This is a genomic window from Acidovorax sp. Root402 (assembly GCF_001425125.1).
GTDB classification, from domain to species: Bacteria; Pseudomonadota; Gammaproteobacteria; order Burkholderiales; family Burkholderiaceae_C; genus Acidovorax; species Acidovorax delafieldii.
Genome location: NZ_LMDQ01000014.1, coordinates 565,865 through 592,246, shown reverse-complemented (window position 1 = coordinate 592,246; position 26,382 = coordinate 565,865). Strand labels below are relative to the sequence as shown.

Genomic DNA, 26,382 nt, shown 5'->3' with positions numbered 1-26,382 from the left:
AGGGTTTACGCGCGGTTGGTGTTCTGAAGTCACTGTTTTGGTGTGGTTGCGATAGTGGGTTGTGGGCCGGGCGTTTCCACAATCGGCGCCGAGGTCGGTCCCAGGCGCGAGTGTGATGCGTTCTGCAGGCCCGCCCCATTCCTGAAAACCCCGAAGGAGACAAACAACATGGCCTATTTTGCAAAGAGCCTGCGCTGGGGCGCAGCCTGTCTCGCCGTTGTGATGACCACGGCGTGTGGTGGTTCTGGCGGTACGCCGCCCGAACTGCGCGAAACCCGCTATGGCATGGTGCGCGGTACGGATGACAGCGCCACCAGCGGCACTTATGCCTGGAAGGGCGTTCCCTACGCCCAACCCCCTGTCGGGGCCATGCGCTGGCAGCCGCCCGCGGAGCCCGCCGCCTGGACGGGCGAGCGCAGCGCCACCCGGTTTGGCAGTGCGTGCCTGCAGATGGGCCGCATTTACGGACCCGGGGCCAACAACCGCTTTGACGACACGATTGGCCAGACGCTCAACACCCCGCTGGGCAGCGAAGACTGCCTGACCCTCAACATCTGGCGTCCGGCCACCGTGCAGGACAACCTGCCAGTGCTGGTCTTTATCCATGGGGGTAGTGCCATCTCGGGCTACACCGCCGACCCGGTGTACGACGGCGCCGCGCTGGCCAAGTCGGCCAATGCCATCGTGGTCACAGCCAACTACCGGCTGGATGTGCTGGGGTATCTGCAGTTGCCCGCCCTGCATGCCGGCAACAACGGCAGTGGAAGCAGCGCAGGCGGCAGCACTTCTACCGGCAACTACGCGTTGCTGGACGTTGTGCAGGCGCTGCGGTTCGTCCAGGGCAACATCGCCCGGTTTGGCGGCAATGCGGGCAACGTCACGTTGATGGGGCAGTCGGCGGGGGCCATCAATGCCTTGGCGCTGCTGACCGCACCGCAGGCCACCGGGCTGTTCCACAAATTGGTACCGATCAGCGGCGGGATCTCCTTGGCGTCGAACCTGCCCGCCGGGTCCATTCCCACACTCAACCCGGTCTCCCGCTACGCCACACAGGCCAGCCAGTTGCTGGCACATCTGGCCGTGGCCGATGGCCTGGCACCTGGCCTGCCCGAAGCCCAGACCCTGGTGGCCAGCTGGCCCCCCGCGCAGGTGGCCAGTTACCTGCGTGGCAAGGATGCGCGGGTCGTCTTGCAGACGGTGCTGGCAAAGGGGCTGACAGGTTCTGGCCCGATCCCGGACGGTGTGGTGGTTCCGGCCGATCCGATCACGGAGATTTCTGCGGGCCGCTATCAGAAAGTGCCTGTGTTGTCCGGCTACACGGCCGAGGAGGGCAAGCTGTTTGCCCCGTTCCTGGTGCTGCTGGGCGGCAAGCCCGGCATGAAGATCGGCGATGCAGAGCGCTTTGCGATGATGCAGCGCTTCGACCCTGATGTCCCCACCACCCTCACTGCGGCGGACATTCTGGATGCGTCCTACCTGCCGGTGACAGCCCCGGGCACGGGCTACAACGCACGCACCCAGCTGCTGGGCAATGTGTTCATTGGCGCCAGCCGCGACAACCTGCTGAACGCCCTGCGCAGCCAGCAGAGCAATGTGTGGAACTACCAGTTCAACTGGGCCCAGCAGCCCGCACCATGGAACGATGTGTACGGCGCGGCCCATGCGTTCGACCTGCCCTTTGTGTTTGGCAACTTCGGTCCCTCGGTGTTTGCGAAGGCGACCAACAGCACCGCCAACCAGCCGGGGCGCCTGGCCCTGTCGCGGGCCATGATGGACAGCCTGCGCGCCTTTGTGCACACCGGCGATCCCAACAACGCCACGCTGGGCCAGACCTGGCAGCCCTGGCCCCGCAAATTCATCTTTGACGCAGACCAGAAGGCGGCACGCCTGAGCGTGCAATGACCCTCGTGCTGCAGATGTCGAACAGACCTCGGCCGAATGCGGGTGGTCAGTGCGCGGCCGTGGCGGCGAGGTATGCGTTCAGCGCCTCGTCGTCCACGATGGCCACGCGCCCGAAGTCCAGCGACACAATGCCCATGCCCTCCAGCGACTGCAGCACCTTGTTCACGGTCTGCCGCGACAGGCCCACCAGCTGGCCCAGCTCTTCCTGCGTGAGGTTGAGCCGCCGGGTGCTGCGCCAGAACAGGCGGCTGAGGTACAGCGCCACGCGGTGCTCGGTGGACTGGGTGCGACCGGCTTCGATGATGGTCATGGCCTGGCCCAGCCGCATGTTCAGATGCAGCACCAGGAACTGGTTGAACGCCAGGCTGGTCTCGCGCAGCGTGGCAAACAGCGGCAGGGGCAGGCACAGCAGGGTGGTGGGGCGCAGTGCCACCACGTGGTACCGGCGGGGCTCGGGCTTCATGGCCGAGCCCTCGCCAAACCATTCACCGTCAGGCACGCCGATGAAGGCGGACGACCGGCCCTTGCTGGTGGGGCTCTGCAGCATCACCAGACCCGACAGCACGGCATGCCAGCCCCGCACGGCGCTGCCGGCGGGCATCATCACCGCGCCCTTGTCGGCCTGCTCGGCAAACACCTCTTCGCGCAGCCGCTCCTGCATGGCAGCAGGCAGGCCCGCGAACCAGGGCTGGGCGGCAATGAATCGTTGGGCAGAAGGGGCAGCGCAGAGCATGGGCCCGATTGTCGCTGCAGCGGTGCCAGCGGTTCAGGGTATTCCCTTGCCCTTTGTCAGTGGGACGACAAGTGTTGGCAGCCATGCCCGCCGGGCGCACACTCCGCTGCGGTTCACGGAGGCCAGCGACAGCGCAACCATGCCGCCGCCGATGCCATGCCAATGTGGTGGTGCGGCGTGTGTGGGTTCATCCCAGTGGCGTGCGGGGGCACGACGCGGGCGACACCCGGACGCCGGTACGCGCGCTACGATGACCGTTCCATTCACTACAACATCCAAGGAGTATTCATGCTGGGCTTGATGCAGAGTCAACCGTTGCTGATTTCGTCGCTGATCGAATTCGCAGAGCGCCACCACGGCGACGCCGAAATCGTGTCCCGACGGGTGGAGGGGGACATCCATCGCTACACGTACCGCGACCTCGCCGCACGTGCCCGCCGCCTGGCCAACGCGCTGGATGACCTGAAGCTCCAGTTCAGCGACCGGGTGGCCACGCTGGCCTGGAACGGCTATCGCCACATGGAGATGTATTTCGGTGTGAGCGGATCGGGCCGCGTGCTGCACACCGTCAATCCACGCCTGCACCCCGACCAGATCGCCTGGATCATCAACCACGCAGAAGACCAGGTGATGTGCTTTGACACCACCTTCCTGCCCCTGGTGCAGGCGGTGCACGCCAAATGTCCCACCGTCAAGAAATGGGTCGCCCTGTGCGATGCCGACAAGCTGCCGGCCGACACCGGCATCCCCGGCCTGACCAGCTACGAAGCCTGGATTGGTGCGCAGTCTTCGGACTACGCATGGCCTGAGTTCGATGAGAACTCTGCATCGAGCATGTGCTACACCAGCGGCACCACAGGCAACCCCAAGGCCGCGCTGTACAGCCACCGTTCCACCACGCTGCACGCCTATGCTGCGGCGCTGCCTGATGTCATGTGCCTCTCGGCCCGCGACTCAGTGCTGCCCGTGGTGCCCATGTTCCACGTCAATGCCTGGGGCATTCCGTACTCCGCCGCACTCACTGGCTGCAAGCTGGTGTTCCCCGGCCCGGCGATGGACGGCAAGTCCATCTACGAACTCATTGAGGCGGAGAAGGTGAGCTACGCCGCAGGCGTGCCCACCGTGTGGCAGATGATGCTGGGCCACATGAAGCCTGCGGGCCTCAAGTTCTCCACACTGCGCCGCACGGTGATCGGCGGATCGGCTTGCCCGCCCGCCATGATTCACGCCTTCAAGGAAGACTACGGTGTGGAGGTGCTGCACGCCTGGGGCATGACCGAGATGAGCCCGCTGGGCACGCTGTGCACGCTCAAGAACAAGCACCTCATCATGTCCAAGGACGAGCAGATGAAGATCCTGCAAAAGCAGGGCCGTGCGATCTATGGTGTGGACATGAAGATCGTGGGTGGCGACGGCAACGAGCTGCCCTGGGACGGCAAGACCTATGGCGACCTGCTGGTCAAGGGCCCCTGGATCGTGGGCAGCTACTTCAAGGGCGAGGGCGGTGACCCGCTGGTGCGCGACGCGCAGGGCAGGGGCTGGTTCCCCACGGGTGACGTGGCCACCATCGACGCCGACGGCTTCATGCAGATCACCGACCGCAGCAAGGACGTGATCAAGTCCGGTGGCGAATGGATCAGCTCCATCGACATCGAGAACATTGCGATGGCCCATCCCGCCATTGCCATGGCAGCGTGTGTGGGTATGCCGCATCCCAAGTGGGACGAGCGCCCCATTGTGGCCGTGGTCAAGCGGCCTGGCGCAGAGGTGACGCGCGAAGCGCTGCTGGCCTTCTACGAAGGCAAGACGGCCAAGTGGCAGATCCCTGACGACGTGGTGTTTGTCGATGCCATTCCGCTCGGTGCCACCGGCAAGATGCTCAAGACCAAGCTGCGTGAGCAGCTCAAGGATTACAAGCTTCCCGGCCTGTGATCAGGGTGGGGCAATGCATGTGCGCGCATCGCTTGCGAGCGCCATTTTTTGCGCTGCCCCAGGCTGGTGCGCGCTCGGGGGAGCGCGGCGCCAGTCACGTGTGCGACGCTGGTAGGGGCAATCCCTGAGCATCGCTTTGTTGCAACGCGGTACGCTGCGTTGTGTCGATTTACAAGGAGACAAAAGCATGAAGTTCGCTATTAAGGCTGTAGCAGCCTCGGTAATCTTGGCAAGCGCTGGCGGGGCCTTCGCTCAAAAGGGCGAGACGGTCAAAATCGCCTGGCTCGACCCCCTGTCTGGCCTGATGGCGGCCGTGGGAACGAACCAGCTCAAGAGCTTCCAGTTCATCGCTGAAGAGTTCAACAAGAAGAACCCTGCCGGCGTCAAATTTGAAATCATCGGCATCGACAACAAACTCAGCCCTCAGGAAACCACCAGCGCCCTGCGCTCGGCCATGGACCAGGGTGCGCGCTACGTGGTGCAGGGCAACGGCTCTGGTCCCGCACTGGCCATCATGGATGCGCTCGAAAAGCACAACGCACGCAATCCCGGCAAGGAAGTCCTGTTCCTGAACTACGCTGCCGTGGACCCAGACCTCACCAACAGCAAGTGCAGCTACTGGCACTTCCGTCTGGATGCAGACACCTCCATGAAGATGGAAGCGCTGACGACCTACATGAAGGACCTGCCAGAGGTCAAGAAGGTCTACCTGATCAACCAGAACTACTCGCACGGCCACCAGGTCTCCAAGTTCGCCAAGGAGATGATGCAGCGCAAGCGCCCCGACGTGCAGTTTGTGGGTGACGACCTGCACCCCCTGGCCCAGGTGCGCGACTTCTCGCCCTACATCGCCAAGATCAAGGCATCGGGCGCTGACAGCGTGATCACCGGCAACTGGGGTTCTGACCTGGCACTGCTGATCAAGGCCGCCAACGATGCGGGCCTGAACAACGTCAACTTCTACACCTACTACGGCTCCGTCACCGGCAGCCCCACTGCCATGGGCTCTGCCGCTGCAGGCCGCGTGTACATGGTGGCTTACGCCCACATGAACCTGCCGGGCGAGCTCAACAAGATCGTGGTGGACTACAAGAAGAAGTTCAACGACGACATGTACACCGGCGCCGTGTACCACGCCTTCACCATGCTGTCCGAAGGTTTCGTGAAAGCCAAGTCCACCGACCCCGTCAAGGTGGCCGCAGCGTTTGAAGGCATGAAGTTCAAGAGCTTCAACGGGGAAGTCGAGATGCGCAAGACCGACCACCAGTTGCAGCAGGGCCTGTTCATTTCCAAGTGGGAAAAGGCCGGCGGCAAGTACCCCATCGACTCGGAAAACACCGGCTACACCTTCGTGCCGCTGAAGTACTACGAGCCCTACGTGGCCAGCACGCCCACGTCGTGCCAGATGAAGCGCCCCTAAATCCGGCGCTGGCGTTTCGGCGCCAGAACTTCGAGGCCCGACGTACTCGGGCCTTTTTTTTCCCTCCGTGATGAAAAATTCCAATGAATCCTGAGTTTTTCGTGATCTCTTTGCTGAACGGCGTGAGCTACGGGCTCCTGCTGTTCATGCTGAGTTCCGGCCTCACGCTGATCTTCAGCATGATGGGCGTGCTCAACTTCGCACACACCAGCTTCTACATGCTGGGTGCCTATTTCGCGTTCACCATCTCCGGGGTGGTGGGCTTTTGGCCTGCGCTGGTGCTGGCACCGCTTGTGGTGTTTGTGCTGGGGGCTGCGTTCGAGCGCTACGCCCTGCGCCGGGTGCACAAGTTCGGCCATGTGCCCGAGCTGCTGGTCACGTTCGGGCTGTCGTACCTGATTCTGGAAGTCGTGCAGCTGGTCTGGGGTCGCTCCACGGTGCCTTACGGCCTGCCAGAGCAATTGCAGGGCCCGCTGTTCTCGCTGTACGGCACGCAGTTTCCCAAGTCGCGTTCGTTTGTGATGCTGGTGGCGCTGCTGATGCTGCTGTCGGTGTGGCTGCTGCTCACACGCACCCGCATCGGGCTGGTGATCCAGGCGGCTCTCAAGTACCCAGAAATGGTGGAAGCGCTGGGCCACAACGTGCCGCGTGTCTTCATGCTGGTGTTTGGTGGCGGTGCCGCGCTGGCGGGCCTGGCGGGCGTGATCGGCGGCAACACCTATGTGACTGAGCCTGCGATGGCGGCGTCTGTGGGCTCCATCATCTTCGTGGTGGTGGTGGTGGGCGGCATGGGCTCGCTCGCTGGTGCTTTCATCGCCTCGCTGCTGATTGGCGTGGTACAGACCTTTGCCGTGGCGCTGGACTACTCGCTGATCCACGTCTTCAAGGCCGTGGGTGTGGCGGTGACCGACCAGACCTTTGGCTATCCCTTGCTCAAGCTCACAATTTCCCAGGTGGCGCCCATCCTGCCGTACCTGTTCCTCGTGCTGATCCTGATCTTCCGCCCCAAGGGCCTTCTGGGCACGCGGGAGGACTGATGCCATGAATTCAACCACTCATCCTGTCTCCAGTGCCACGTCGCACTACCGGTTCAAGCCCTGGAACGTCGGGCGCCTTGTGATCTGGACGCTGTTTGCCGCAGCACTGATCGTGGCGCCCATGCTGTTTCGCAGCAGCCTGGCGCTGACCATGCTCTCGCAGATTGGCTACCTCATCATCATCTGCCTGTCCTACAACATGTTGTTGGGGCAGGGCGGCATGCTGAGCTTCGGCCATGCCGTGTACACCGGTCTGGGTTCGTTCATAGCCATCCACGCCATGAACATGGCAAGCAAAGGCAGCTTCAGCATTCCGCTAGTGCTGATCCCCATCGTGGGTGGGCTGGCCGGGGCCTTCTTTGCCATCTTGCTGGGCTTTGTCACGACCAAGAAGTCGGGCACCACGTTCGCCATGATCACGCTGGGCATTGGCGAGCTGGTGGCTTCGATGGCGCTGATGTTCCCCGAGTTCTTCGGGGGCGAAGGCGGCATCACCACCGACCGCGTGTATGGCCAGTCGTTCTTCGGCATCACCTTCGGTCCTGCCATTCAGGTGTACTACCTGATCGCCGTGTACTGCTTCGTGTGCACTGCGGCGATGTTTGCCTTCACCGGCACACCGCTGGGCCGCATCCTGAACGCAGTGCGCGACAACCCCGAGCGTGTGGAGTTCATTGGCTACAACACGCAGCGGGTGCGCTACTTCGCCTTCATCATTGCGGGCTTCTTTGCCGGCATTGGTGGTGGTCTGGCCACCATCAACTTCGAGATCGTGACGGGTGCTGACAGCCTGAACGTGGTGCGTTCGGGTGGCTACCTGCTGTTCACCTTCCTGGGCGGTGCCACCTTCTTCTTCGGCCCCATCATTGGTGCCGTGCTGCTGGTGCTGGCGTCGGTGCTGCTGTCCGAGCTGTCCAAGGCCTGGCTGCTGTATCTGGGCCTGGTGTTCCTGTTCATGGTGATGTATGCGCCCGGTGGCGTGGCCAGCCTGATCATGATGAACCTGCGCCTGGCCAAGTTCGGCAAGCTCCGCCAGCTGTGGACCTCTTACCTTGCGCTGGGCGGTACTGCCCTGGTGGGTGTGATGGGCGCGGCCTGCATGATCGAGATGACCTACCACCTGCAGCTCAATGCCGCACTGGGGCCAGAGTTGACCTTCCTCGGCGCCACGCTCAACGCCAAGGGCTTTACCAGCTGGTTTGGCGCGGTGTTTGTGATGGTGACGGGCTTTGCCCTGTTTGAACTCTGCCGCCGCCAATTTGTGCGCCAGTGGAGCAGGATCCAGGAAGAAATAGAACATGAAATCAAGCGCGGGGAGGCTTTGTAACCATGGCGGCTGACAACGCAACCTATGCGCTCGAACTGCGCGACCTGCGCAAGAGTTTTGGCAAGACCGAGATCATCCGCGGCGCCAACTTGGCCGTCGCGCCCGGTGAGCGCGTGGCCATCATCGGCCCCAACGGCGCGGGCAAGTCCACGCTGTTCAATCTGATCAGCGGGCGCTTTGCGCCCACCAGCGGCGATGTGATCCTGAATGGCCAGCGCATCAACGGCATGGCACCGTACGAGATCAACCGGCGCGGGCTCTCGCGCAGCTTCCAGATCACCAACATCTTTCCCAAGCTGTCGGTGTTCGAAAACCTGCGGTGCGGCGTGCTGTGGAGCATGGGCTACAAGTACACGTTCCTGCGCTTCCTGTCGAACCTGCACGATGCCAACGAGCGCGCCAAGCAGCTCATGGAGATGATCAAGCTCGACAAGAAGCGCGACACGCTGGCGATGAACCTGACCTACGCTGAGCAGCGCGCGCTGGAGATTGGCATCACCATCGCGGGCGGTGCCAATGTGATCCTGCTGGACGAACCGACGGCCGGCATGAGCAAGACCGAGACCTCACGCTTCATCCACCTCATCAAGGAAGTGACCGAAGGCCGCACGCTGTTGACGGTGGAGCACGACATGGGCGTGGTGTTCGGCCTGGCCGACAAGATCGCTGTGGTGGTGTATGGCGAGGTGATTGCCTTTGACACGCCCGACAAGGTGCGCGCCAACCAGCGCGTGCAAGAGGCCTATCTGGGCTCGGTCGTTGCGGACGAGCAAGGGGCGGGACACTGACATGCTGAAAATCGAAAATCTCCACGCCTATTACGGCAAGAGCCATGTGCTGCATGGCGTGACCTTTGATGTGCAACCCGGTGAAATCGTGGCCCTGCTGGGGCGCAACGGTTCGGGCCGCTCCACCACCGCCAAGGCCATCATGGGACTGGTGGACTGGGAGGGCACACTCAACTGGAAGGGGCAGGACCTCAATGGCAGGAAGGCCTACGAGATCGCCCACCTGGGGGTGGGTTATGTGCCCGAAAGCCGCGATGTGTTCCCCAACCTCACCGTGCACCAGAACCTGATGCTCGGCCAAAAGGGCAGTGGCAAGAACAGCCGCTGGTCGTTTGACGATATGTACGAGATGTTCCCCCGACTCAAGGAGCGCCAGCACACCGAGGCGGGCGTGATGTCGGGCGGCGAGCAGCAGATGTTGACCCTGTGCCGCACGCTCATGGGTGACCCGGACCTCATCATCATCGACGAGCCCACCGAGGGTCTGGCACCCAAGATCGTCGAGCTGGTGGGGCAGTACCTGCAGACCATCAAGTCGCGCGGCATCTCGGTGCTGTTGATCGAGCAGAAGCTGACCATTGCCATGAAGATCTCGGACCGCGCGCTGGTCATGGGGCATGGCTCGATCGTGTTCCAGGGCACACCGGACAGCCTGCGGGCCGACAACTACATACGCAAGGAATGGCTTGAAGTCTGACGATTTCTGAAAAACCATGGCCAAAAGAGGCGCCCGATAGCTGAAGGCGCCTCTTTTTTTGCTCTACCAAATGTTGCACTGCAAACCCCCTTGTCCCGCTCGGGACAAATTGACACGCCAAATGGGTTTGAAGTCTCTACAATAAAAACGCACGATCGTTCTTTTTCACTTTCCAAGGAACAACAGCACCATGACCGCTGAATACAAAGTCCACGGCTCCGTTGCCGTGATCACCATGGCCAACCCTCCCGTCAACGGACTCGGTCTGGCGACCCGCCAGGGCATCGTGGACGGCCTTGGCCGTGCAAATGCCGATGCAGCGGTCACGTCCATCGTGATCACCGGTGCCGGTGGTGCGTTCTCTGGCGGCGCCGACATCAAGGAGTTCGGCACCGACAAGTCGCTGCAAGAACCCAACCTGCTGTCGGTGATTGCCGCCATTGAAAACTCGGCCAAGCCCGTTGTGGCTGCCATGCACAGCGTCGCCATGGGCGGCGGGCTGGAGCTGGCCCTGGGTTGCCACTATCGCATTGCAGCGCCTGGCTGCTCGATTGCACTGCCTGAAGTCAAGCTGGGCCTGATCCCCGGTGCAGGTGGCACGCAGCGCCTGCCACGCGTGATTGGTGTTGAAGCGGCGCTCAACCTCATCGTGAGCGGCGAGCCCGTCAAGAGTGAAATGATTGGCGCCGTGCCCGGCCAGAAGCTGTTTGACAAGATGGCCGCGTCGGCCGAGTCGCTGGCGGCAGAAGCCCTGGCATTCGCGCAAAGCGTGGCCGATGCCCGCCCGCTGCCCCTGGTGCGCAACTTCCCCTGCAAGCACCCCGAAGGCGACGCGTACTTCCAGTTCGCGCGCAACATGGTCAAGGGCATGGCCAAGAACTTCCCCGCGCCCGCCAAGTGCGTGGACGCGGTCGAAGCGGCCACCAAGAAGAAGTTCGCCGAAGGCATGCTGGTCGAGCGCGAAATCTTCATCAACCTGATGTGGACGCCCGAGTCGCGTGCACTGCGCCATTTGTTCATGGCTGAGCGTGCGGCGAGCAAGATCCCTGATGTGGCCTCCGACACCCCCAAGCGCGACATCAAGCTGGTGGGCGTGATTGGCGCGGGCACCATGGGCGGCGGCATTTCCATGAACTTCCTGAACGCGGGCATCCCCGTCAAGATCCTGGAAATGAAGCAGGAAGCCCTGGACCGTGGCGTGGCCACGATCAAGAAGAACTACGAAGCCCAGGTCAAGAAGGGCAAGCTCAAGCAGGACAAGTACGAGCAGCGCATGGCCCTGCTGAGCACCACGCTGAGCTACGACGACTTCAAGGACTGCGACCTCATCATCGAAGCCGTGTTCGAAGAGATGGGCGTCAAGGAAGCCGTGTTCAAGCAACTCGACGCTGTGGCCAAGCCCGGCGCCATCCTGGCCTCCAACACCTCCACGCTCGACGTGGACAAGATCGCAGCGTTTACCAAGCGTCCGCAGGACGTGGTGGGCATGCACTTCTTCAGCCCTGCCAACGTGATGAAGCTGCTGGAAGTGGTGCGTGGCAAGGAGACCGCCAAGGACGTGCTGGCCACCGTGATGGCCATCGGCAAGAAGATCAAGAAGACTTCCGTGGTCTCGGGCGTGTGCGATGGTTTCATCGGCAACCGCATGATCGAGCAGTACAGCCGCCAGGCTGGCTTCCTGCTGGACGAAGGCTGCACGCCCCAGCAGGTGGACAAGGCCATCGAAAAGTTTGGCTTTGCCATGGGCCCGTTCCGTATGGGCGACCTGGCGGGCAACGACATTGGCTGGGCCATCCGCAAGCGCCGCTCCGTCGAACGTGCCGACATGAAGTACAGCCGCACGGCCGACAAGCTGTGTGAACTGGGCCGCTTCGGCCAGAAGACCGGCGCAGGCTGGTACGACTACCAGGCTGGCAAGCGCGACGCGATCCCGAGCGACCTGGTCAACAAGATGATCGAAGACCACCGCAGGGAGCTGGGCATCACGCCGCGCAAGATTTCGGACGAAGAAATCGTGCAGCGCCTGGTGTTCGCACTGGTCAACGAAGGCGCGCACATCCTGGAAGACGGCATTGCCAGCAAGTCCGGCGACATCGACATGGTGTACCTGACCGGCTACGGCTTCCCCATCCACCGTGGCGGCCCCATGCACTACGCCAGCGAAGTGGGTCTGTTCAACGTGGTGCAGGCCATGGACCGTTTTGCCAAGAACCCGCTGGATGACGCAGCGTTCTGGAAGCCCGCTCCGCTGCTGGCCAAGCTGGCCGCCGAAGGCAAGGCCTTCCAGTAAATAGCCGCGTGCACCCATCTACAGAATCAAAGGAATTCACATGACCTCCGCAGTGATTGTTTCCACCGCCCGCACGCCGCTCGCCAAGAGCTGGAAGGGTTCGTTCAACATGACGCATGGCGCCACCCTGGGCGGCCATGCCGTGCAGCACGCCGTGTTGCGTGCCGGCATTGATGGCGCTGACGTGGACGACGTCATCATGGGTTGCGCTACGCCCGAAGGCGCCACCGGCAGCAACATCGCGCGCCAGATTGCCTTGAAGGCCGGTCTGCCCATCACCGCCTCCGGCGTCACGGTCAACCGCTTTTGCTCTTCGGGCCTGCAGACCATTGCCATGGCCGCCCAGCGCATCATCGCTGGCGAGGCCGATGTGTTCGTGGCCGGTGGTGTTGAAAGCATCTCCTGCGTGCAGCAGGAGATGAACCTGCACATGATCCAGGACCTGGCCTTGGCCAAGCAAAAGCCTGAGATTTACTGGAGCATGCTGCAGACCGCCGAGCAGGTGGCCAAGCGCTACAACATCGGCCGCGAAGCCATGGACGAGTACGGTGCAGGCAGTCAGCAAAAGGCCTGTGCCGCTCAGGCCAACGGCTTGTTCGATGCAGAAATCGCCCCCATCACCGTGACGGCCGGTGTGGCTGACAAGACGCTGGGCCTGATCACCAAGCAAGTGACGGTGAGCAAGGACGAAGGCACACGCGAAGGCACGACGGTGGAGGCCATCAGTGGCCTGCGGTCGGCACTGCCCGGTGGCCTGATCTCGGCCGGCAATGCCAGCCAGTTCTCTGACGGCGCCGGTGCCTGCGTGATCACCAGCGAAGAGTACGCCAGCAAGAAGGGCCTCAAGCCCCTGGGCCGTTTCCTCGGCTTTGCAGTGGCCGGTTGCGAGCCTGACGAAATGGGCATCGGCCCTGTGTTTGCCGTGCCCAAGGTGCTGAAGAAGCTGGGCCTCACGGTGCAGGACATCGACCTGTGGGAGCTGAACGAAGCCTTCGCTGTGCAGGTGCTGTACTGCCGCGACAAGCTGGGCATCCCGGCGGACCGTCTGAACGTGAACGGCGGCGCCATCGCCCTAGGCCACCCCTACGGTGTGTCGGGCCAGCGCCTCACGGGCCACGCCCTCATCGAAGGCAAGCGCCGTGGCGCCAAGAAGGTATGCGTGACGATGTGCATCGGCGGCGGCATGGGCGCTGCGGGCATTTTCGAGGTGCTGTAAGCCATGTCCGGGCAGGTCTCGTCGCCACCGCGCACCGACATCCCCGATGTCGTGGTGTCGCCCGAGGTCTTCCTGGCCATGGGGCGTGAGGTACTGGCATCGCAGCCGTTCAGCATCCTGGTGGGGGCGCGGCTGCATGCCTTGTCCCCAGGGCACTGCGAGCTGCACCTGCCCATCACGCCCCAGTTGCTGCAACAGCACGGGGTTGTGCACGGGGGCGTGCTGAGCTATGTGGCCGACAACGCCCTGACCTACGCAGGAGGCACCGCGATGCGGGTGCCCGTGGTGACCTCCGAGTTCAAGATCAACTACCTGCGCCCTGCGGTGGGCGAACTGCTCATCGCCCGTGCGCAGGCGGTGCACCATGGCCGTGCGCAGGCGGTGTGCCGCTGCGATGTGTTGGTGGTGCAGGCAGGCACCGAAAAGCTATGCGCCGTGGCGCAAGGCACCATTGCCGCACTGCCACCGCGCGAAGACGCGGCACCGTCGCCCGCTGGCGCCTGATGGTGGCAAGGGATGGGAGCATGTTCCTCCTCACTCTTGCGCCGTTAACTCCTTATTTGATAGCTGCTGGCGCATGATTTATCTGCGCCTGGGGCCGTTTTAACCCTGAAATGCCATGAGCCTACGTCCCACCGTCGATTTCCTGCTCTACCAGTGGCTGAACGCCGAGAAGCTGCAAGCCCGCGAGCGCTTTGCAGACCACTCCCGCGAAACCTTCGATGCCGTGCTCGACACCTCCGAGCGCATCGCGCGCGAGAAGTACGCGCCCTTCAACCGCGTGGTGGACACCGAAGAACCCCGCACCGAGACCGAGCCCGACGGCATGCTGCGTGTGGTGCTGCCGCAAGCCACCTACGAAGCACGGCGCGCCTATGCAGAATCGGGCCTGCTGAGCGCCGCGCAGGACTACGACATTGGCGGCATGCAGCTGCCCTACACGGTGGAGGCTGCGGCCAACAGTTTTTTTGCGGCCGCCTCGATCAGCATTGGGTCCAACCTGCTGACCTCGGGCAACGCCAACCTGCTCATGGTGCATGGCACCGACCTGCAAAAGCAGGTGTTTGCGCTCAATGAATTCAACGGCCGCTGGTCGGGCACCATGTGCCTGTCGGAGCCACAGGCGGGCTCGTCCCTGTCCGACGTGGCCACACGCGCCGTGCCGGATGGCGAGGGCTTTGAGAGCGACCCGCTCGGCGCGCGCTACCGCCTCAAGGGCAACAAGATGTGGATCAGCTCGGGCGACCATGAGTTGACCGAAAACATCGTGCACCTGGTGCTGGCCAAGATCCCGGGGCCAGACGGCAAGCTGGTGCCCGGCACCAAGGGCATCTCGCTGTTCATCGTGCCCAAGAAGCTGGTGGACACCGACGGCCAACTGACCGGCGTGCGCAACGACGTGGCGCTGGCGGGCCTGAACCACAAGCTGGGCTGGCGCGGCACCACCAACACGCTGCTGAACTTTGGCGAGGGCAAGTACCCCGTGGATGGCCAGGCAGGCGCCGTGGGTTACCTGGTCGGCCAGCCCGGCAAGGGCCTGCACTGCATGTTCCACATGATGAACGAGGCGCGCATTGGCATCGGCATGGCCGCCACCATGCTGGGCCTGGCCGGCTACTACGCGAGCCTGGACTACGCCAAGAACCGCCCCCAGGGCCGGCCCGTGCAGGGCCCCAAGGACGGCGCGGCTGCCGTGGTCAAGGACGCCGCCCAGCCCCAGGTGCGCATCGTCGAGCACGCGGACGTCAAACGCATGCTGCTGGCGCAAAAGTCGTATGGCGAGGGCGCCTTGGCGCTCAACCTGTTCTGCGCGCGGCTGGTGGACGAGCAACACACGGGCGATGCCGCTGCGGCCGACGAAGCCCGCCTGCTGCTGGAGGTGCTGACCCCCATCGCCAAGAGCTGGCCCAGCGAATGGTGCCTGGAGGCCAACAGCCTGGCCATCCAGATCCACGGCGGCTACGGCTACACGCGCGACTTCCCCGTGGAGCAGTACTGGCGCGACAACCGCCTGAATATGATCCACGAAGGCACCCACGGCATCCAGGCCATGGACCTGCTGGGTCGCAAGGTGCTGATGGAAGGCGGTCGTGGCCTGCAACTGCTGGCCGGGCGCATCAACGCCACCATCGAGCGCGCCATCCAGGTGCCCGCGCTGGCTGCCCACGCCAACGCGCTGGGCAAGGCGCTGCAGGACGTGGGCGCGGCCACCAAGGCCGCCTGGGCCACGGGCCAACCCGCTGATGCGCTGTCCAACGCCGTGCCCTACATGCAGGCCTTTGGCCACACGGTGCTGGCCTGGGTGTGGCTGGACGTGGCGCTGGCCACCCTGGCGGCCGATGCAGCCCTGGCGCAGCCCGCCAGCGTGGGCCGCATGGGCGCCATGCGCTTTTTCTTCCATTACGAGCTGCCCAAGATTGGCGCCTGGCTGCAAGTGGTCAGTGCACGCGACGCGACCTGCGCCAGCTTTCCTGAAGAGGCGTTCTGATGGCCGCTGCGCACACCCTGCAGCGCTTGCACAAAATCATCTGGGCGCTGATCTACGGCGGCCTGCTCACGCTGGTGCTGGGCATTGCCACCGCCCGCACCGACGCGGCCACGGGCTGGGTGCTGATGGTGGGTGGGGGCGTGGTGGCGGCAGTGGGCGTGGTGCTGATCGCCGTGCGTGCGCGGCTCAAGGCCGACCCCCAGGGCTGACGCTGCGGCACCGCGGCAGCCACCTGGCGGGCCCCGTGCGGAGCGGACGCGGCGGCGACACAATGCAGCCTTCTGGCGCCGCACAATGGCTGCCTGTATTCCATCCCCTGGCTGGCGCATTCCAGCGCCGGGCTGTGGTCCGAGAACATCCATCGACTGGCAAAAATCCAAGGAGACATTCACATGACACGCACCATCCAACAACTGTTTGACCTGACGGGCAAGACCGCCCTGGTGACCGGCGGCTCGCGCGGCCTGGGCCTGCAACTGGCCCACGCGCTGGGCGAGGCGGGCGCCAAGATCGTGCTCAGCTCGCGCAAGGCGTCTGACCTGGAAGAAGCCACGGCCGACCTGCAGGCCGCAGGCATCGACGCGCGCTGGATCGCCGCCGACTGCGCCAAGGAAGAGGACATCCGCCGCCTGGCCGACGAGACCTTGCAGCGCCTGGGCCATGTGGACATCCTGGTCAACAACGCGGGCGCGGCCTGGGGCTCTCCGGCTGAAGACCACCCCGTGGAGGCCTGGGACAAGGTGATGAACCTCAACGTGCGTGGGTACTTCATCCTGAGCCAGCACATCGCCAAGCACAGCATGATCGGCCGCCGCAGCGGCAGCATCATCAATGTGGCGTCCATCGCCGGCCTGGGCGGCAATCCCAAGGGCATGAACACCATTGCTTACAACACCTCCAAGGGTGCGGTGATCAACTTCACACGGGCGCTGGCGGCCGAATGGGGGGCCTACAACATCCGCGTCAACGCGATCTGCCCGGGCTTCTTCCCGAGCAAGATGACGGTGGGCACACTCAAGGCCATGGGCGAAGAAGCGCTGGCTGCCCACGCCCCCCTGGGCCGCCTGGGCGATGATGAAGACCTGAAGGGCTTGTGCGCGCTGTATGCGTCGGATGCGGGCAAGCACATCACCGGCCAATGGCTGGCGGTGGACGGCGGCGTGAGCATTGTGACTGGAGGGTGAACATCCCCCTGAGCGGCTGCGCCGCTTCCCCCTTCTCTCGAATCGCTGCGCGATTCGGAAAGGGGGACGACGCAATCGCTGCGGGGCGGCCCTTGCTCTGCGTCCCTCGCCTGTGCCGCGCCCGTTGCGACCTACATTTCCAAAGGAAAAAGCCTTGATTAGTTTTGGTGTCGAAATCCCCTTTGTCAGCCACCTGGGCTTCACGCTGCACCGCATGGAGGACGGCGAGTCCGAGCTGCGTTACGAAGCCAAGCCTGAGCACCTGAACTCGTTTGCCGTGACCCACGGCGGCGCGTCGATGACGCTGCTGGACGTGACCATGGCGACGGCCGCGCGCAGCGTGACGCCGGACATGGGCGTGGTCACCATCGAGATGAAGACCAGCTTCATGCAGCCCGCGCGCGGGCCGCTGGTGGCCAAGGGGCGATTGATTCACCGCACGGCCACCATGGCGTTCACCGAGGGCACGGTGTACGACGCCCAAGGCAAGGTGTGCTGCCACGCCACCGGCACGTTCAAGTACGTCAAGCGCCTGCCTGTGGACGGGCGCAATGTGAATGACCTCAAGGTCATCTCCACCGACTGAGCCAGTGGTTGAGGTCGCCAGCAGGTTTTAAAGCCTTTTTGCCTGCCAGCGCAATGGATATATGCGCTGGCAGCTATCAAAAACATAGTGTTTAATTTTCTGAAGGAGCTTTCCATGCCACGCAACCAACAAATCGTTCTCGACAACCGTCCCCAGGGCGAAGCGGTGGCCAGCAACTTCAAGCTGGTCGCGACCGACACGCCCGCGCTGCAGGACGGCCAGGTGCTGGTGCGCCACCACTACCTGAGCCTGGACCCCTACATGCGCGGCCGCATGAACGAGAGCAAGAGCTACGCCGCGTCGCAGGCGCTGGGCGAAGTCATGATCGGTGGCACCGTGGGTGAAGTGGCCGAGAGCAAGCATCCCAAGTACGCCGTGGGCGACAAGGTGGTGGGCATGGGCGGCTGGCAGGAATACAGCGTGGTCAATGCCGACCAGCCGGGTGCGCTGCGCAAGGTGGACACCACCCATGTGCCGCTGTCGCACTACCTGGGTGCCGTGGGCATGCCGGGTGTCACGGCCTGGTACGGCCTGGTCAAGATCATTGCGCCCAAGGAAGGCGACACCGTGGTGGTGAGCGCCGCCACGGGCGCCGTGGGCAGCGCTTTTGCGGCCCTCGCCAAGGCCCGTGGCTGCCGCGCGGTGGGCATTGCGGGCGGTGCCGACAAGTGCAAGTACGCAGTGGAAGAACTGGGCTTTGACGCCTGCATCGACTACAAGCAGCACAGTGACGTGAAGGCCATGTCCAAGGCCCTGAAGGAAGCGTGCCCCAACGGCATCGATGGCTACTTCGAGAACGTGGGCGGCTGGATCATGGACGCCGTCATGCTGCGCATGAACGCCTTCAGCCGCATCGCCCTGTGCGGCATGATCGCCGGCTACGACGGCGCACCGCTGCCCATGGCCAACCCCGCGCTCATGCTCATCAACCGCATGAAGGTCGAAGGTTTCATCGTCAGCGAGCACATGGAAGTCTGGCCTGATGCCCTCAAGGAGCTGGGCACGCTGGTCGGCACCGGCAAGCTGCGCCCGCGCGAAACCATTGCCCAAGGCATTGCCGCCGCGCCCGAGGCCTTCCTGGGCCTGCTCAAGGGCAAGAACTTTGGCAAGCAACTGGTCAAGCTGATCTGATGATGCTGAAGTGGACCTGGGCCCGCTTCGATGACTTGGGCGTGCATGCGCTGCATGACGCCCTGGCCTTGCGCTGCAAGGTGTTCATCCTGGAGCAGGGCCCCTACCAGGACCCGGACGAAGCGGACAAAAAGTCCTACCACCTGCTGGGCTACGACGAGGCGGGTACGCTGCAAGCCTGTCTGCGCGTGGTGGACCCGGGTGTGAACTACCCCGAGCCCTCCATTGGCCGCGTGGTCACCGCCAAGGAGGCGCGCGGCAACGGCACAGGCCGGGCGCTGATGCAGGAGGGCATCGCCCGCTGCAGCCAGGCGTGGCCGGACCGGGGTATCCGCATCAGTGCGCAGGCGCACCTGCGGGGCTTCTACGGCAGCCTGGGTTTTGAGGCGGTGTCCGACGAATACCTGGAAGACGATATCCCGCACATTGAAATGCTGCGAAAGGCGGGCTGACACAGCCGCAGCCCCTTCGACCATTCACACAGCCCACCCGCGAAGGAGCCGACATGACCTTGCCCACCGCCACCCTGGCGCGTACCCATGACGTCTTCAACCAGAGCACGCCGTGGGCGGATGTGAACCTGTTCACCACCAACCAGCCGCTGCAGGATGCGTTGCGCCTGCATGCACCCGGCCTGCGTGTGGAGGGCCTCAAGGCGCTGGGCGCCGAGATGGGCTCGGCCGAGATGCTGACCCACGCGCGCCTGGCCAACACCCACAAGCCCCAGCTGCGCACGCACGACCGCTTTGGCCACCGCACGGATGTGGTGGAGTTCCACCCCAGCTACCACGCTTTGATGGGCGCCGCGCTGCGCCACGGCCTGCATGCCACGCCCTGGTCGCGCCAGGACACGGGCCACGCGCATGTGGAGCGCGCGGCGGGCTTCATGCTGTTCACCGAGGCCGAGCCCTCGGTGCTGTGCCCAGTGTCGATGAGCTACGCCGTGACCCCGGCATTGCGAGGCAATTCAGCGGTATGGGCGGACTGGAGCAAGGGTTTGGCGAGCACGCAGTACGACCCGCGCCTGGCGCTGTTCTCTCAGAAATCCGCGCTCACCATGGGCATGGGCATGACCGAGAAGCAGGGCGGATCGGACGTGCGTGCCAACACCACACAGGCTGTCCACGACGGCGACGATGCCTGGGGCGCGCGCTATCGCATCACCGGCCACAAATGGTTTTTCTCGGCGCCCATGTGCGATGCGTTCCTGATCCTGGCGCAGGCGCCCGGCGGGCTCACCTGCTTCTTCCTGCCGCGTGTGTTGCCTGACGGTGGAGAAGGTGCGGTCAACACCATTCGCATCCAGCGCCTGAAAGACAAGCTGGGCAACCACGCCAATGCCAGCTCCGAGGTCGAGTTCATCGGCGCGATGGCCTGGCGCGTGGGCGAAGAGGGCCGGGGTGTGGCGCAGATCCTGGAGATGGGCACCATGACGCGGCTGGACTGCGCGCTGGGCACCAGCGGCCTCATGCGGCAGGCGCTCAGCATTGCGCTGCACCACACGCGCCAGCGCTCGGCCTTTGGCAAGAAGCTCATCGAGCAGCCGCTGATGCGCAATGTGCTGGCCGATTTGGCGCTGGAGAGCGAAGCCGCCACCGCGCTGTCAATCCGCCTGGCCAGCGCCTTCGACAAGAAGGCCACCAGCGAGCACGAAGCCGTGATGGCCCGCCTGCTCACGCCCGTCGCCAAGTTCTGGGTGTGCAAGCGCGGCAGCGTGTTTGCGCAGGAGGCCATGGAATGCCTGGGCGGCAACGGCTATGTGGAGGAGGGCGGCGAGGGCGTGATGGCTCGCATCTACCGCGAGATGCCGCTCAACTCCATCTGGGAAGGCGCGGGCAACATCATGGCGCTGGATTTGATGCGCGCCGTGCGCCGCGCCGACACCGCTGCCGCGCTGGACGCCGAACTGGCACCTGCACGCGGCGCCCACCCGGCGCTGGACCGTCTGGCCGGCGCACTGCCCCTGCGTGTAGACGCCATGACCACCGAGGCCGAGGCCCGGCGACTCGCCCAGGATGTAGCGTTGGCAGTGCAGGCGGCCCTGTTGTTGCGCAGTGCGCCCGGCGCAGTGTTTCGAGCGTTTTGCGACTCGCGCCTCTCTGGTGACTGGGGCTACAGCTTTGGCACGCTGGGCGCGGGTGTCAACCTTGACGCCATCTTGGACCGCGCACTTCCGGCCTGAGCCATCCCACAGAATTTTGCGGAGAAACCCATGTCCCACCTCATCCTGCACCACTACCCCTCGTCCCCATTTTCCGAAAAGATCCGTGCGGTGCTCGGCTTCAAGCAGCTGGCCTGGAAGTCCGTCATCATCCCCAGCGTCATGCCCAAGCCCGATGTGGTGGCGCTGACCGGCGGGTATCGCAAGACGCCGTTCTTGCAGATCGGCGCCGATATCTATTGCGACTCGGCCCTGATCTGCGATGTGCTGGAGCATGAGCATCCCGAGCCCGTGCTGTATCCGCCGCATCTGAAAGGCGTGTCGCGCGTGTTTGCGCAGTGGGCCGACACCACGCTGTTCTGGGCTGCCATGGCCTACAACCTGCAGCCCAAGGGCGCCGCCGTGTTGTTTGCCAACCTGCCGCCGGCGGCCGCGCAAGTGTTTGGCGAAGACCGCCGCGAGATGAGCGCGGGCATGCAGCGCCTGCGACCGGCCGATGCCACGGCCGCCTACCGCTCGTACCTGCGGCGTATTGCGCACATGGCCGAGGAACACGACTTCCTGTTCGGCGCCGAGCCTTGCCTGGCCGACTTTGCGGCCTACCACCCGCTGTGGTTCACGCGCCAGTGTGTGCCCGTGATGGCCGACATCTTTGCCGCCACACCCGCCGTGCTGGAGTGGATGGACCGCATCGCTGCGCTCGGCCACGGCCGCATGGAGAAGTTCAGTGCCGCCGACGCCATCACCGTGGCCGCGGGCATGGAGCCGCTGCCGCTGACCGACGACGTGTTCCAGGACGAGCACGGCATCCCGCTGGGTACCCAGGTCACGATTGCCGCCGAGAGCTTTGGCACAGAGCCCACGGAAGGTGAGCTGATTGCCGCCACCCGCACCCGCTACACGCTGCGCCGTACCGACCCGCGTGCGGGCACTGTGCACGTTCACTTCCCCCGCATTGGCTACGTGCTGCGGCCGGTGGCGCCCTGAACAACGGCAGCCTTTTTGATCGCACCGCCCCCGATGCGCTCTGCGTGTTCGGGCGGCGTTGGCCGAAGCCGTGTGTCGGCATCAGCGCCCTCCCGTGTTTCACGACTGCACCCCATCATCCATCGACAACCCCTAGGAGACACAAAACATGATCGACAACTTTGCGGGCAAAACCGCCGTCCTCACCGGTGCAGGCTCGGGCTTTGGCCTGGAATGCGCGCGCATTGGCGCCCGCCTGGGCATGAACCTGGTGCTGGTCGATGTGCAGCAGGACGCGCTCGACGCCGCCACGGCCGAGATGCAGGCCGCAGGCGCCCAGGTGCTGGCGCGCAAGGTGGACGTGTCGAACGCCGCCCAGATGGAGCAACTCGCCGCCGACGTGCAGCAGCGCTTTGGCGCACCGCACCTGGTGTTCAACAACGCAGGCGTGGGCGCGGGCGGCCTGGTGTGGGAGAACTCGGTCAAGGACTGGGAATGGGTGCTGGGCGTTAACCTGTGGGGTGTGGTGCACGGCGTGCGCCTGTTCACCCCCATGATGCTGGCAGCCGCCAAGGCCGACCCGGCGTGGCGCGGCCACATCATCAACACCGCCAGCATGGCGGGCCTGCTGGCAGCGCCCAACATGGGCATCTACAACGTGAGCAAGCACGCAGTGGTCAGCCTGTCGGAGACGCTGTACCAGGATCTGTCGCTGGTCACTGACCAGATCGGCGCCAGCGTGTTGTGCCCGTTCTTCGTGCCCACCGGCATCAATCAAAGCCACCGCAACCGCCCCGGCGACCTGCCTGCCGAAAAGCCCACCAAGAGCCAGCTCATCGGCCAGGCGATGAGCGACAAGGCCGTGGGCAGTGGCAAGGTGACTGCTTCCGAGGTCGCGCAAAAGGTCTTCGACGCCGCCGCCCAGGGCCAGTTCTACATCTACAGCCACCCCAAGGCCCTGGCCTCGGTGCAGACGCGCATGGAAGACGTGATGATGGGCCGCAACCCCACCGACCCGTTTGCCGCCAAGCCCGAGCTGGGTGCACAGTTGCGGGCAGCGCTGAGGGCTGATTGAGCCAGAGGCGCTTGATTTACATGCCCTGAATGCTATTCAAAGAGTAGCAAATGGCCGCAGAGCTGCACGCCAACGACACGGCGCACTGCCCCGCAAGCGGCTATGCGCTGTTCCCCACGGCCATTGGCCACTGCGGCATTGCATGGCGGGGGGCGCTGCTGGTGGGGGTGCAGTTGCCGGAAGACGCGGGCGAAGTGGCAACGCGTGCCCGCATGCAGCGCCGGTTTCCGCAGCTCGCCGATGGTGCGATGCCACCCGATGTGGCAGCCTGGGCAGCACGCGTGGTGGCCCTGCTTGAAGGTGCTCAGGACGACTTGCGTGATGTGCCCCTGGCGCTCGACGCCGTGCCTCCCTTCCACGCCCGCGTGTACGAGCTGGCCCGCCGCATTCCACCCGGCAAAACCATGACCTATGGCGAGATGGCCGCCGCATTGGGCGAGCCGGGTGCTGCGCGTGCCGTGGGCCAGGCGTTGGGCCACAACCCGTTTGCGCCTGTGGTGCCGTGCCACCGTATCGTGGCGGCAAACGGCAAGACAGGCGGTTTTTCGGCCGGTGGCGGCGCCACCACCAAGATGCGCATGCTGGAGATCGAGGGCGCGTTTGCGCACGAGACCCTGGCGCTGTTTGCACCCAGGGGCTGAAGGGGTTCAGCCGCGCTTTTTGAGCAGGGGCGACCCCGCGCTGGCCATGGCCAGCTCGTGCGTGGTGTTCAGCAGGGCAGGGCCCAGGGCCTGCATACGCTCGGGCGTCAGGCGCACCAGCGGGCCCGCAATGGTCACCACCCCGATCACCGGGCCGTTGCCTTGCCGGATGGGTGCGGCCATGGCCGTCATGGCCGGAGCAAACACCTCGACGATGGTGCTGAAACCCTGCTGCCGTGCGGTGCGCAGGTAGGCCAGCAGGGCCTTCACGGTGGTGGGGGCGTTGGGGCCGTAGTCCTCGGGTTTGCCAAAGCCCTGGCGCGCTACCAGGGCCAGGGCCTCTTCATCGCTCATCGTGGACAGCCAGGCGTGGCCGGCCGAACTGCACGACAGGTTGACCGACAGGCCCATGTCCGGGTCGTAGCGCAGGCCGCGCACGGCCCCTTGCGCCTTGGCCACAAAGGTCAGCGCGTCGCCATCCACCACGGCCAGACGCACCAGTTCGCCAGATTCGGCGGCCAGCCGGTCCAGCAGGGGCTGGGCAATGTCCACCACGCCCGTGGCGCTCAGATAGCCCAGGCCCAGCGACACCAGCTTGATGGTGAGCATGTAGTTGCCCTGGCTCTGGTCCTGCCGCACGTAGCCGCAACGGATCAACTCGGCCAACAGGCGGTGCGTGGCGCTCAGTGGCATGTCCAGTTCGGAGGCCAGGCTCGACAGGGCCTTTCCTTCCGGGTGCGGGGCAAGCTGCTCGAGGACTTTGAAACTGCGTTCAAGGATGCTGCTCATGGCGGGGGCTCTTCGTGATCGTGAACCGGTTCTTTCAGGATACCCAGGCGCTGGTTCTTCGGGCGCAATGTATCAAAAATTGTTAAAGGGTTTCTACTGTGGAAACAGTTTCCACTTTATTCATACGATGCAGTCCCCGATGCACTCCGGGCCTGGTGTGCACATTGCTGGTCTCTTTTTGTTGGAGAAGTCCCTGTGAAAAAAACTGCTTGCCTTCTGGCGGCCGCTGGCCTGTCCTTCTTGATGGCGCTGCCCGCCGCCGCGCAGCAGGAGCGCGTGATCCGCTTCGGGCACCTGAACAATGCCGACCACCCCGTGAGCTTTGGCGTCAAGCGTTTTGGCGAGCTGCTGGCGGCCAAGAGCGGCGGCAAGATGAAGGTGATGGAGTTCCCCGCCTCGCAGCTGGGCAACGAGATGCAGCAGCAGTCGGCGCTGCAGGGCGGTGTGCAGCAGATGTCGGCCCCGGCCACCACCTCGCTGGCCGGCATCGTCAAGGAATTCGGGTTGGTGGACTTTCCCTTTTCTATGGCCAATTTTGCGCAGGCCGATGCGCTGCTCGACGGCCCGCTGGGCCAGGCGCTGATCGCCCGATTGCCCGAAAAGGGCCTGGTGGCCCTGGGCTACTGGGACCTCGGTTTTCGCAACGTGACCAACAGCAGGCGCCCCATCACCAAGGCCGATGATTTTGATGGACTCAAGCTGCGCGTGATCCCCAACCCAGTGTTCCTGGAGACCTTCAAGGCCTTCAAGGCCAACCCCGTGCCCATGCCGTTTGCCGAGCTGTACGGCGCGCTGGAAGCCAAGGCCGTGGACGGCCAGGAGAACCCCTATGCCGTGATCCTGTCGAACAAGATGTTCGAGGTGCAGAAGTACGTGAGCGCCACCAACCACGTGTACGCCGCCAACATCGTGCTGGTGAGCAAGAAGTTCTGGGACCAGCTCACCCCCGCTGAGCAGAGGATGATGCACGACGCTGCCAACGAGTCGCGTGGCTACCAGCGCCAGGTGAGCCGCGCTGCAGCGCAGCGTTCGGTGGGTGACCTGCAGGCCAAAGGCATGGCCTACAACGAGATCACGCCCACCGAGCTGGCGCGCATGCAGCAGATCGCCAAGCCCGTGATCGAGAAGTTCGCGGCCACCTATGACCCGGCGATCGTCAAGCTCTACAACAGCGAACTCGCCCGCATCCGCAAGTAAGCCACCTGGTCCAAAACCTATGAAAATCCTCATCCTCCACGGCCCCAACCTCAACCTGTTCGGGCGCCGCGAACCCCATATCTACGGCACCACCACGCTGGCCCAGATCAACGAGCGTTTGCTCAAGCTCGCTGCAGAGCTGGGTGTGGAGCTCGACATCGTGCAGTCCAACCATGAGGGCGCGCTCATCGACTTCCTGCACGCCAACATCGATGTGGCGCAGGGCGCACTCGTGAATCCTGCGGGCCTCACGCAGCACGGCGTGCCGCTGCACGACGCCATCAAGGCCATGCCTTTCCCGGTGATCGAAGTGCACATGTCCAACATCGCCGCGCGCGAGGCCTGGCGCGCGCATTCCATCATCTCGCCCGCCGTCAAGGCCACGGTGCAGGGCTTCGGTCCCCACTCCTACCTGGCCGGGCTGCGGGCGCTGGTGGACAGCCTGCGCGAGGCCGCCCAGGTTGCCTGAGCGGTGTGCGCGCACGGTGGTGGGCGTTCAGCGTGTCCTCTGAAAAGTCGTAGTCCAGTGATGGACCGGCGCTGACTTTTGCCGTGCTGGTACCGAGCAGTGTTTGATTCGTTATTTTTGGATCAGATCGACCGCTAGCGCTTTGATGTATTGCGCTAGGCGCTATACAAATAGTAGCGTTGGAGGAGACTTCAACGCCATCCATCTCGCCAGTAGCTTTGCTAGCGAGGCCAGGCATCAGGTGGTGAGGTGCCTGGGCAAAAATCAGACTGGCTGGGGTCTGTTCGATAGCGCACAGACGCGCAGCACGTGCCCCTTGTACAAGAGGATCGGAGCGCACCCGCCATGTGGTT

Annotated in this window: 24 protein-coding genes; 22 read left to right on the top strand and 2 right to left on the bottom strand. The window is 64.2% G+C overall.

Annotated elements, in window-relative coordinates; all coding sequences use genetic code 11:
- Nucleotides 1–168: 168 nt before the first annotated feature.
- Nucleotides 169–1,902 (top strand): carboxylesterase/lipase family protein, encoded by a 1,734-nt coding sequence (locus ASC83_RS13850; protein ID WP_056063532.1) that lies wholly within the window; start codon nt 169–171, stop codon nt 1,900–1,902.
- A gap of 46 nt (nt 1,903–1,948) precedes the next feature.
- On the opposite strand, the gene ASC83_RS13845 is transcribed toward ASC83_RS13850, so the two are convergent.
- The gene (locus ASC83_RS13845; protein WP_056063530.1) at nt 1,949–2,635 is read right to left on the bottom strand and encodes a Crp/Fnr family transcriptional regulator; all 687 of its coding nucleotides are present in this window, start codon (nt 2,633–2,635) and stop codon (nt 1,949–1,951) included.
- Nucleotides 2,636–2,923: 288 nt separating this feature from the next.
- On the opposite strand from ASC83_RS13845, the gene ASC83_RS13840 reads away from it, so the two are divergent.
- The 19 genes from ASC83_RS13840 (at nt 2,924) to ASC83_RS13750 (ending at nt 23,574) form a co-directional block, all read left to right on the top strand.
- Nucleotides 2,924–4,567 carry a 3-(methylthio)propionyl-CoA ligase gene (locus tag ASC83_RS13840; protein ID WP_056063526.1) on the top strand — a complete coding sequence of 548 codons (1,644 nt, stop codon included), beginning with the start codon at nt 2,924–2,926 and terminating at the stop codon, nt 4,565–4,567.
- 187 nt (nt 4,568–4,754) lie between these two features.
- Nucleotides 4,755–5,987 carry a branched-chain amino acid ABC transporter substrate-binding protein gene (locus ASC83_RS13835; protein ID WP_056063523.1) on the top strand — a complete coding sequence of 411 codons (1,233 nt, stop codon included), beginning with the start codon at nt 4,755–4,757 and terminating at the stop codon, nt 5,985–5,987.
- An 83-nt stretch (nt 5,988–6,070) separates the two neighbouring features.
- Nucleotides 6,071–7,024 (top strand): branched-chain amino acid ABC transporter permease, encoded by a 954-nt coding sequence (locus ASC83_RS13830; protein ID WP_056063520.1) that lies wholly within the window; start codon nt 6,071–6,073, stop codon nt 7,022–7,024.
- Between the two features lie 4 nt (nt 7,025–7,028).
- Nucleotides 7,029–8,351, top strand: a complete 1,323-nt coding sequence (locus ASC83_RS13825; RefSeq protein ID WP_056063517.1) for a branched-chain amino acid ABC transporter permease — start codon at nt 7,029–7,031, stop codon at nt 8,349–8,351.
- Between the two features lie 2 nt (nt 8,352–8,353).
- Nucleotides 8,354–9,139, top strand: a complete 786-nt coding sequence (locus ASC83_RS13820) for an ABC transporter ATP-binding protein (RefSeq protein WP_015014388.1) — start codon at nt 8,354–8,356, stop codon at nt 9,137–9,139.
- A 1-nt stretch (nt 9,140) separates the two neighbouring features.
- A complete protein-coding gene (locus tag ASC83_RS13815) occupies nt 9,141–9,836 on the top strand; it encodes an ABC transporter ATP-binding protein (protein WP_056063513.1) in 696 nt (231 codons plus the stop codon).
- A gap of 190 nt (nt 9,837–10,026) precedes the next feature.
- Nucleotides 10,027–12,126 (top strand): 3-hydroxyacyl-CoA dehydrogenase NAD-binding domain-containing protein, encoded by a 2,100-nt coding sequence (locus tag ASC83_RS13810; RefSeq protein ID WP_056063510.1) that lies wholly within the window; start codon nt 10,027–10,029, stop codon nt 12,124–12,126.
- Nucleotides 12,127–12,166: 40 nt separating this feature from the next.
- Entirely contained in the window at nt 12,167–13,342 is a 1,176-nt protein-coding gene (locus ASC83_RS13805; protein WP_056063507.1) for an acetyl-CoA C-acyltransferase, read from the top strand.
- A 3-nt stretch (nt 13,343–13,345) separates the two neighbouring features.
- Nucleotides 13,346–13,846 (top strand): PaaI family thioesterase, encoded by a 501-nt coding sequence (locus tag ASC83_RS13800; protein ID WP_235509377.1) that lies wholly within the window; start codon nt 13,346–13,348, stop codon nt 13,844–13,846.
- A 115-nt stretch (nt 13,847–13,961) separates the two neighbouring features.
- Nucleotides 13,962–15,830: an acyl-CoA dehydrogenase gene (locus ASC83_RS13795; RefSeq protein WP_056063505.1), complete on the top strand. Its 1,869-nt coding sequence runs from the start codon at nt 13,962–13,964 to the stop codon at nt 15,828–15,830.
- Complete coding sequence (locus ASC83_RS13790) at nt 15,830–16,039, top strand: hypothetical protein (RefSeq protein ID WP_056063503.1); 210 nt, start codon at nt 15,830–15,832, stop codon at nt 16,037–16,039. Before ASC83_RS13795 ends, ASC83_RS13790 begins: the two co-directional genes overlap by 1 nt.
- Before the next feature lie 183 nt (nt 16,040–16,222).
- Entirely contained in the window at nt 16,223–17,014 is a 792-nt protein-coding gene (locus tag ASC83_RS13785; RefSeq protein ID WP_056063500.1) for an SDR family oxidoreductase, read from the top strand.
- Between the two features lie 154 nt (nt 17,015–17,168).
- Nucleotides 17,169–17,600 (top strand): PaaI family thioesterase, encoded by a 432-nt coding sequence (locus ASC83_RS13780; protein ID WP_056063497.1) that lies wholly within the window; start codon nt 17,169–17,171, stop codon nt 17,598–17,600.
- Between the two features lie 114 nt (nt 17,601–17,714).
- Complete coding sequence (locus ASC83_RS13775) at nt 17,715–18,731, top strand: NADP-dependent oxidoreductase (protein WP_056063493.1); 1,017 nt, start codon at nt 17,715–17,717, stop codon at nt 18,729–18,731.
- Complete coding sequence (locus ASC83_RS13770; RefSeq protein WP_056063488.1) at nt 18,731–19,183, top strand: GNAT family N-acetyltransferase; 453 nt, start codon at nt 18,731–18,733, stop codon at nt 19,181–19,183. The genes ASC83_RS13775 and ASC83_RS13770 overlap by 1 nt, the downstream gene beginning before the upstream one ends.
- Before the next feature lie 53 nt (nt 19,184–19,236).
- On the top strand, nt 19,237–20,913 hold the full coding sequence (locus ASC83_RS13765; RefSeq protein ID WP_056063485.1) for an isovaleryl-CoA dehydrogenase: 1,677 nt from the start codon (nt 19,237–19,239) through the stop codon (nt 20,911–20,913).
- 30 nt (nt 20,914–20,943) lie between these two features.
- The gene (locus ASC83_RS13760; protein WP_056063482.1) at nt 20,944–21,879 is read left to right on the top strand and encodes a glutathione S-transferase family protein; all 936 of its coding nucleotides are present in this window, start codon (nt 20,944–20,946) and stop codon (nt 21,877–21,879) included.
- A 148-nt stretch (nt 21,880–22,027) separates the two neighbouring features.
- Nucleotides 22,028–22,933, top strand: coding sequence for an SDR family oxidoreductase (locus ASC83_RS13755; RefSeq protein ID WP_056063479.1), 906 nt, complete (start codon nt 22,028–22,030; stop codon nt 22,931–22,933).
- A gap of 50 nt (nt 22,934–22,983) precedes the next feature.
- On the top strand, nt 22,984–23,574 hold the full coding sequence (locus tag ASC83_RS13750; protein WP_056063477.1) for a methylated-DNA--[protein]-cysteine S-methyltransferase: 591 nt from the start codon (nt 22,984–22,986) through the stop codon (nt 23,572–23,574).
- A gap of 6 nt (nt 23,575–23,580) precedes the next feature.
- On the opposite strand, the gene ASC83_RS13745 is transcribed toward ASC83_RS13750, so the two are convergent.
- The gene (locus ASC83_RS13745) at nt 23,581–24,363 is read right to left on the bottom strand and encodes an IclR family transcriptional regulator (protein ID WP_056063474.1); all 783 of its coding nucleotides are present in this window, start codon (nt 24,361–24,363) and stop codon (nt 23,581–23,583) included.
- Between the two features lie 195 nt (nt 24,364–24,558).
- Here ASC83_RS13745 and ASC83_RS13740 point away from each other — a divergent pair, with 195 nt between their 5' ends.
- Together ASC83_RS13740 and ASC83_RS13735 are read left to right on the top strand one after the other, a co-directional pair.
- The gene (locus tag ASC83_RS13740; RefSeq protein ID WP_082522457.1) at nt 24,559–25,560 is read left to right on the top strand and encodes a TRAP transporter substrate-binding protein; all 1,002 of its coding nucleotides are present in this window, start codon (nt 24,559–24,561) and stop codon (nt 25,558–25,560) included.
- A 19-nt stretch (nt 25,561–25,579) separates the two neighbouring features.
- Nucleotides 25,580–26,029: a type II 3-dehydroquinate dehydratase gene (locus ASC83_RS13735; protein WP_056063471.1), complete on the top strand. Its 450-nt coding sequence runs from the start codon at nt 25,580–25,582 to the stop codon at nt 26,027–26,029.
- The last annotated feature ends 353 nt before the right edge of the window (nt 26,030–26,382 follow it).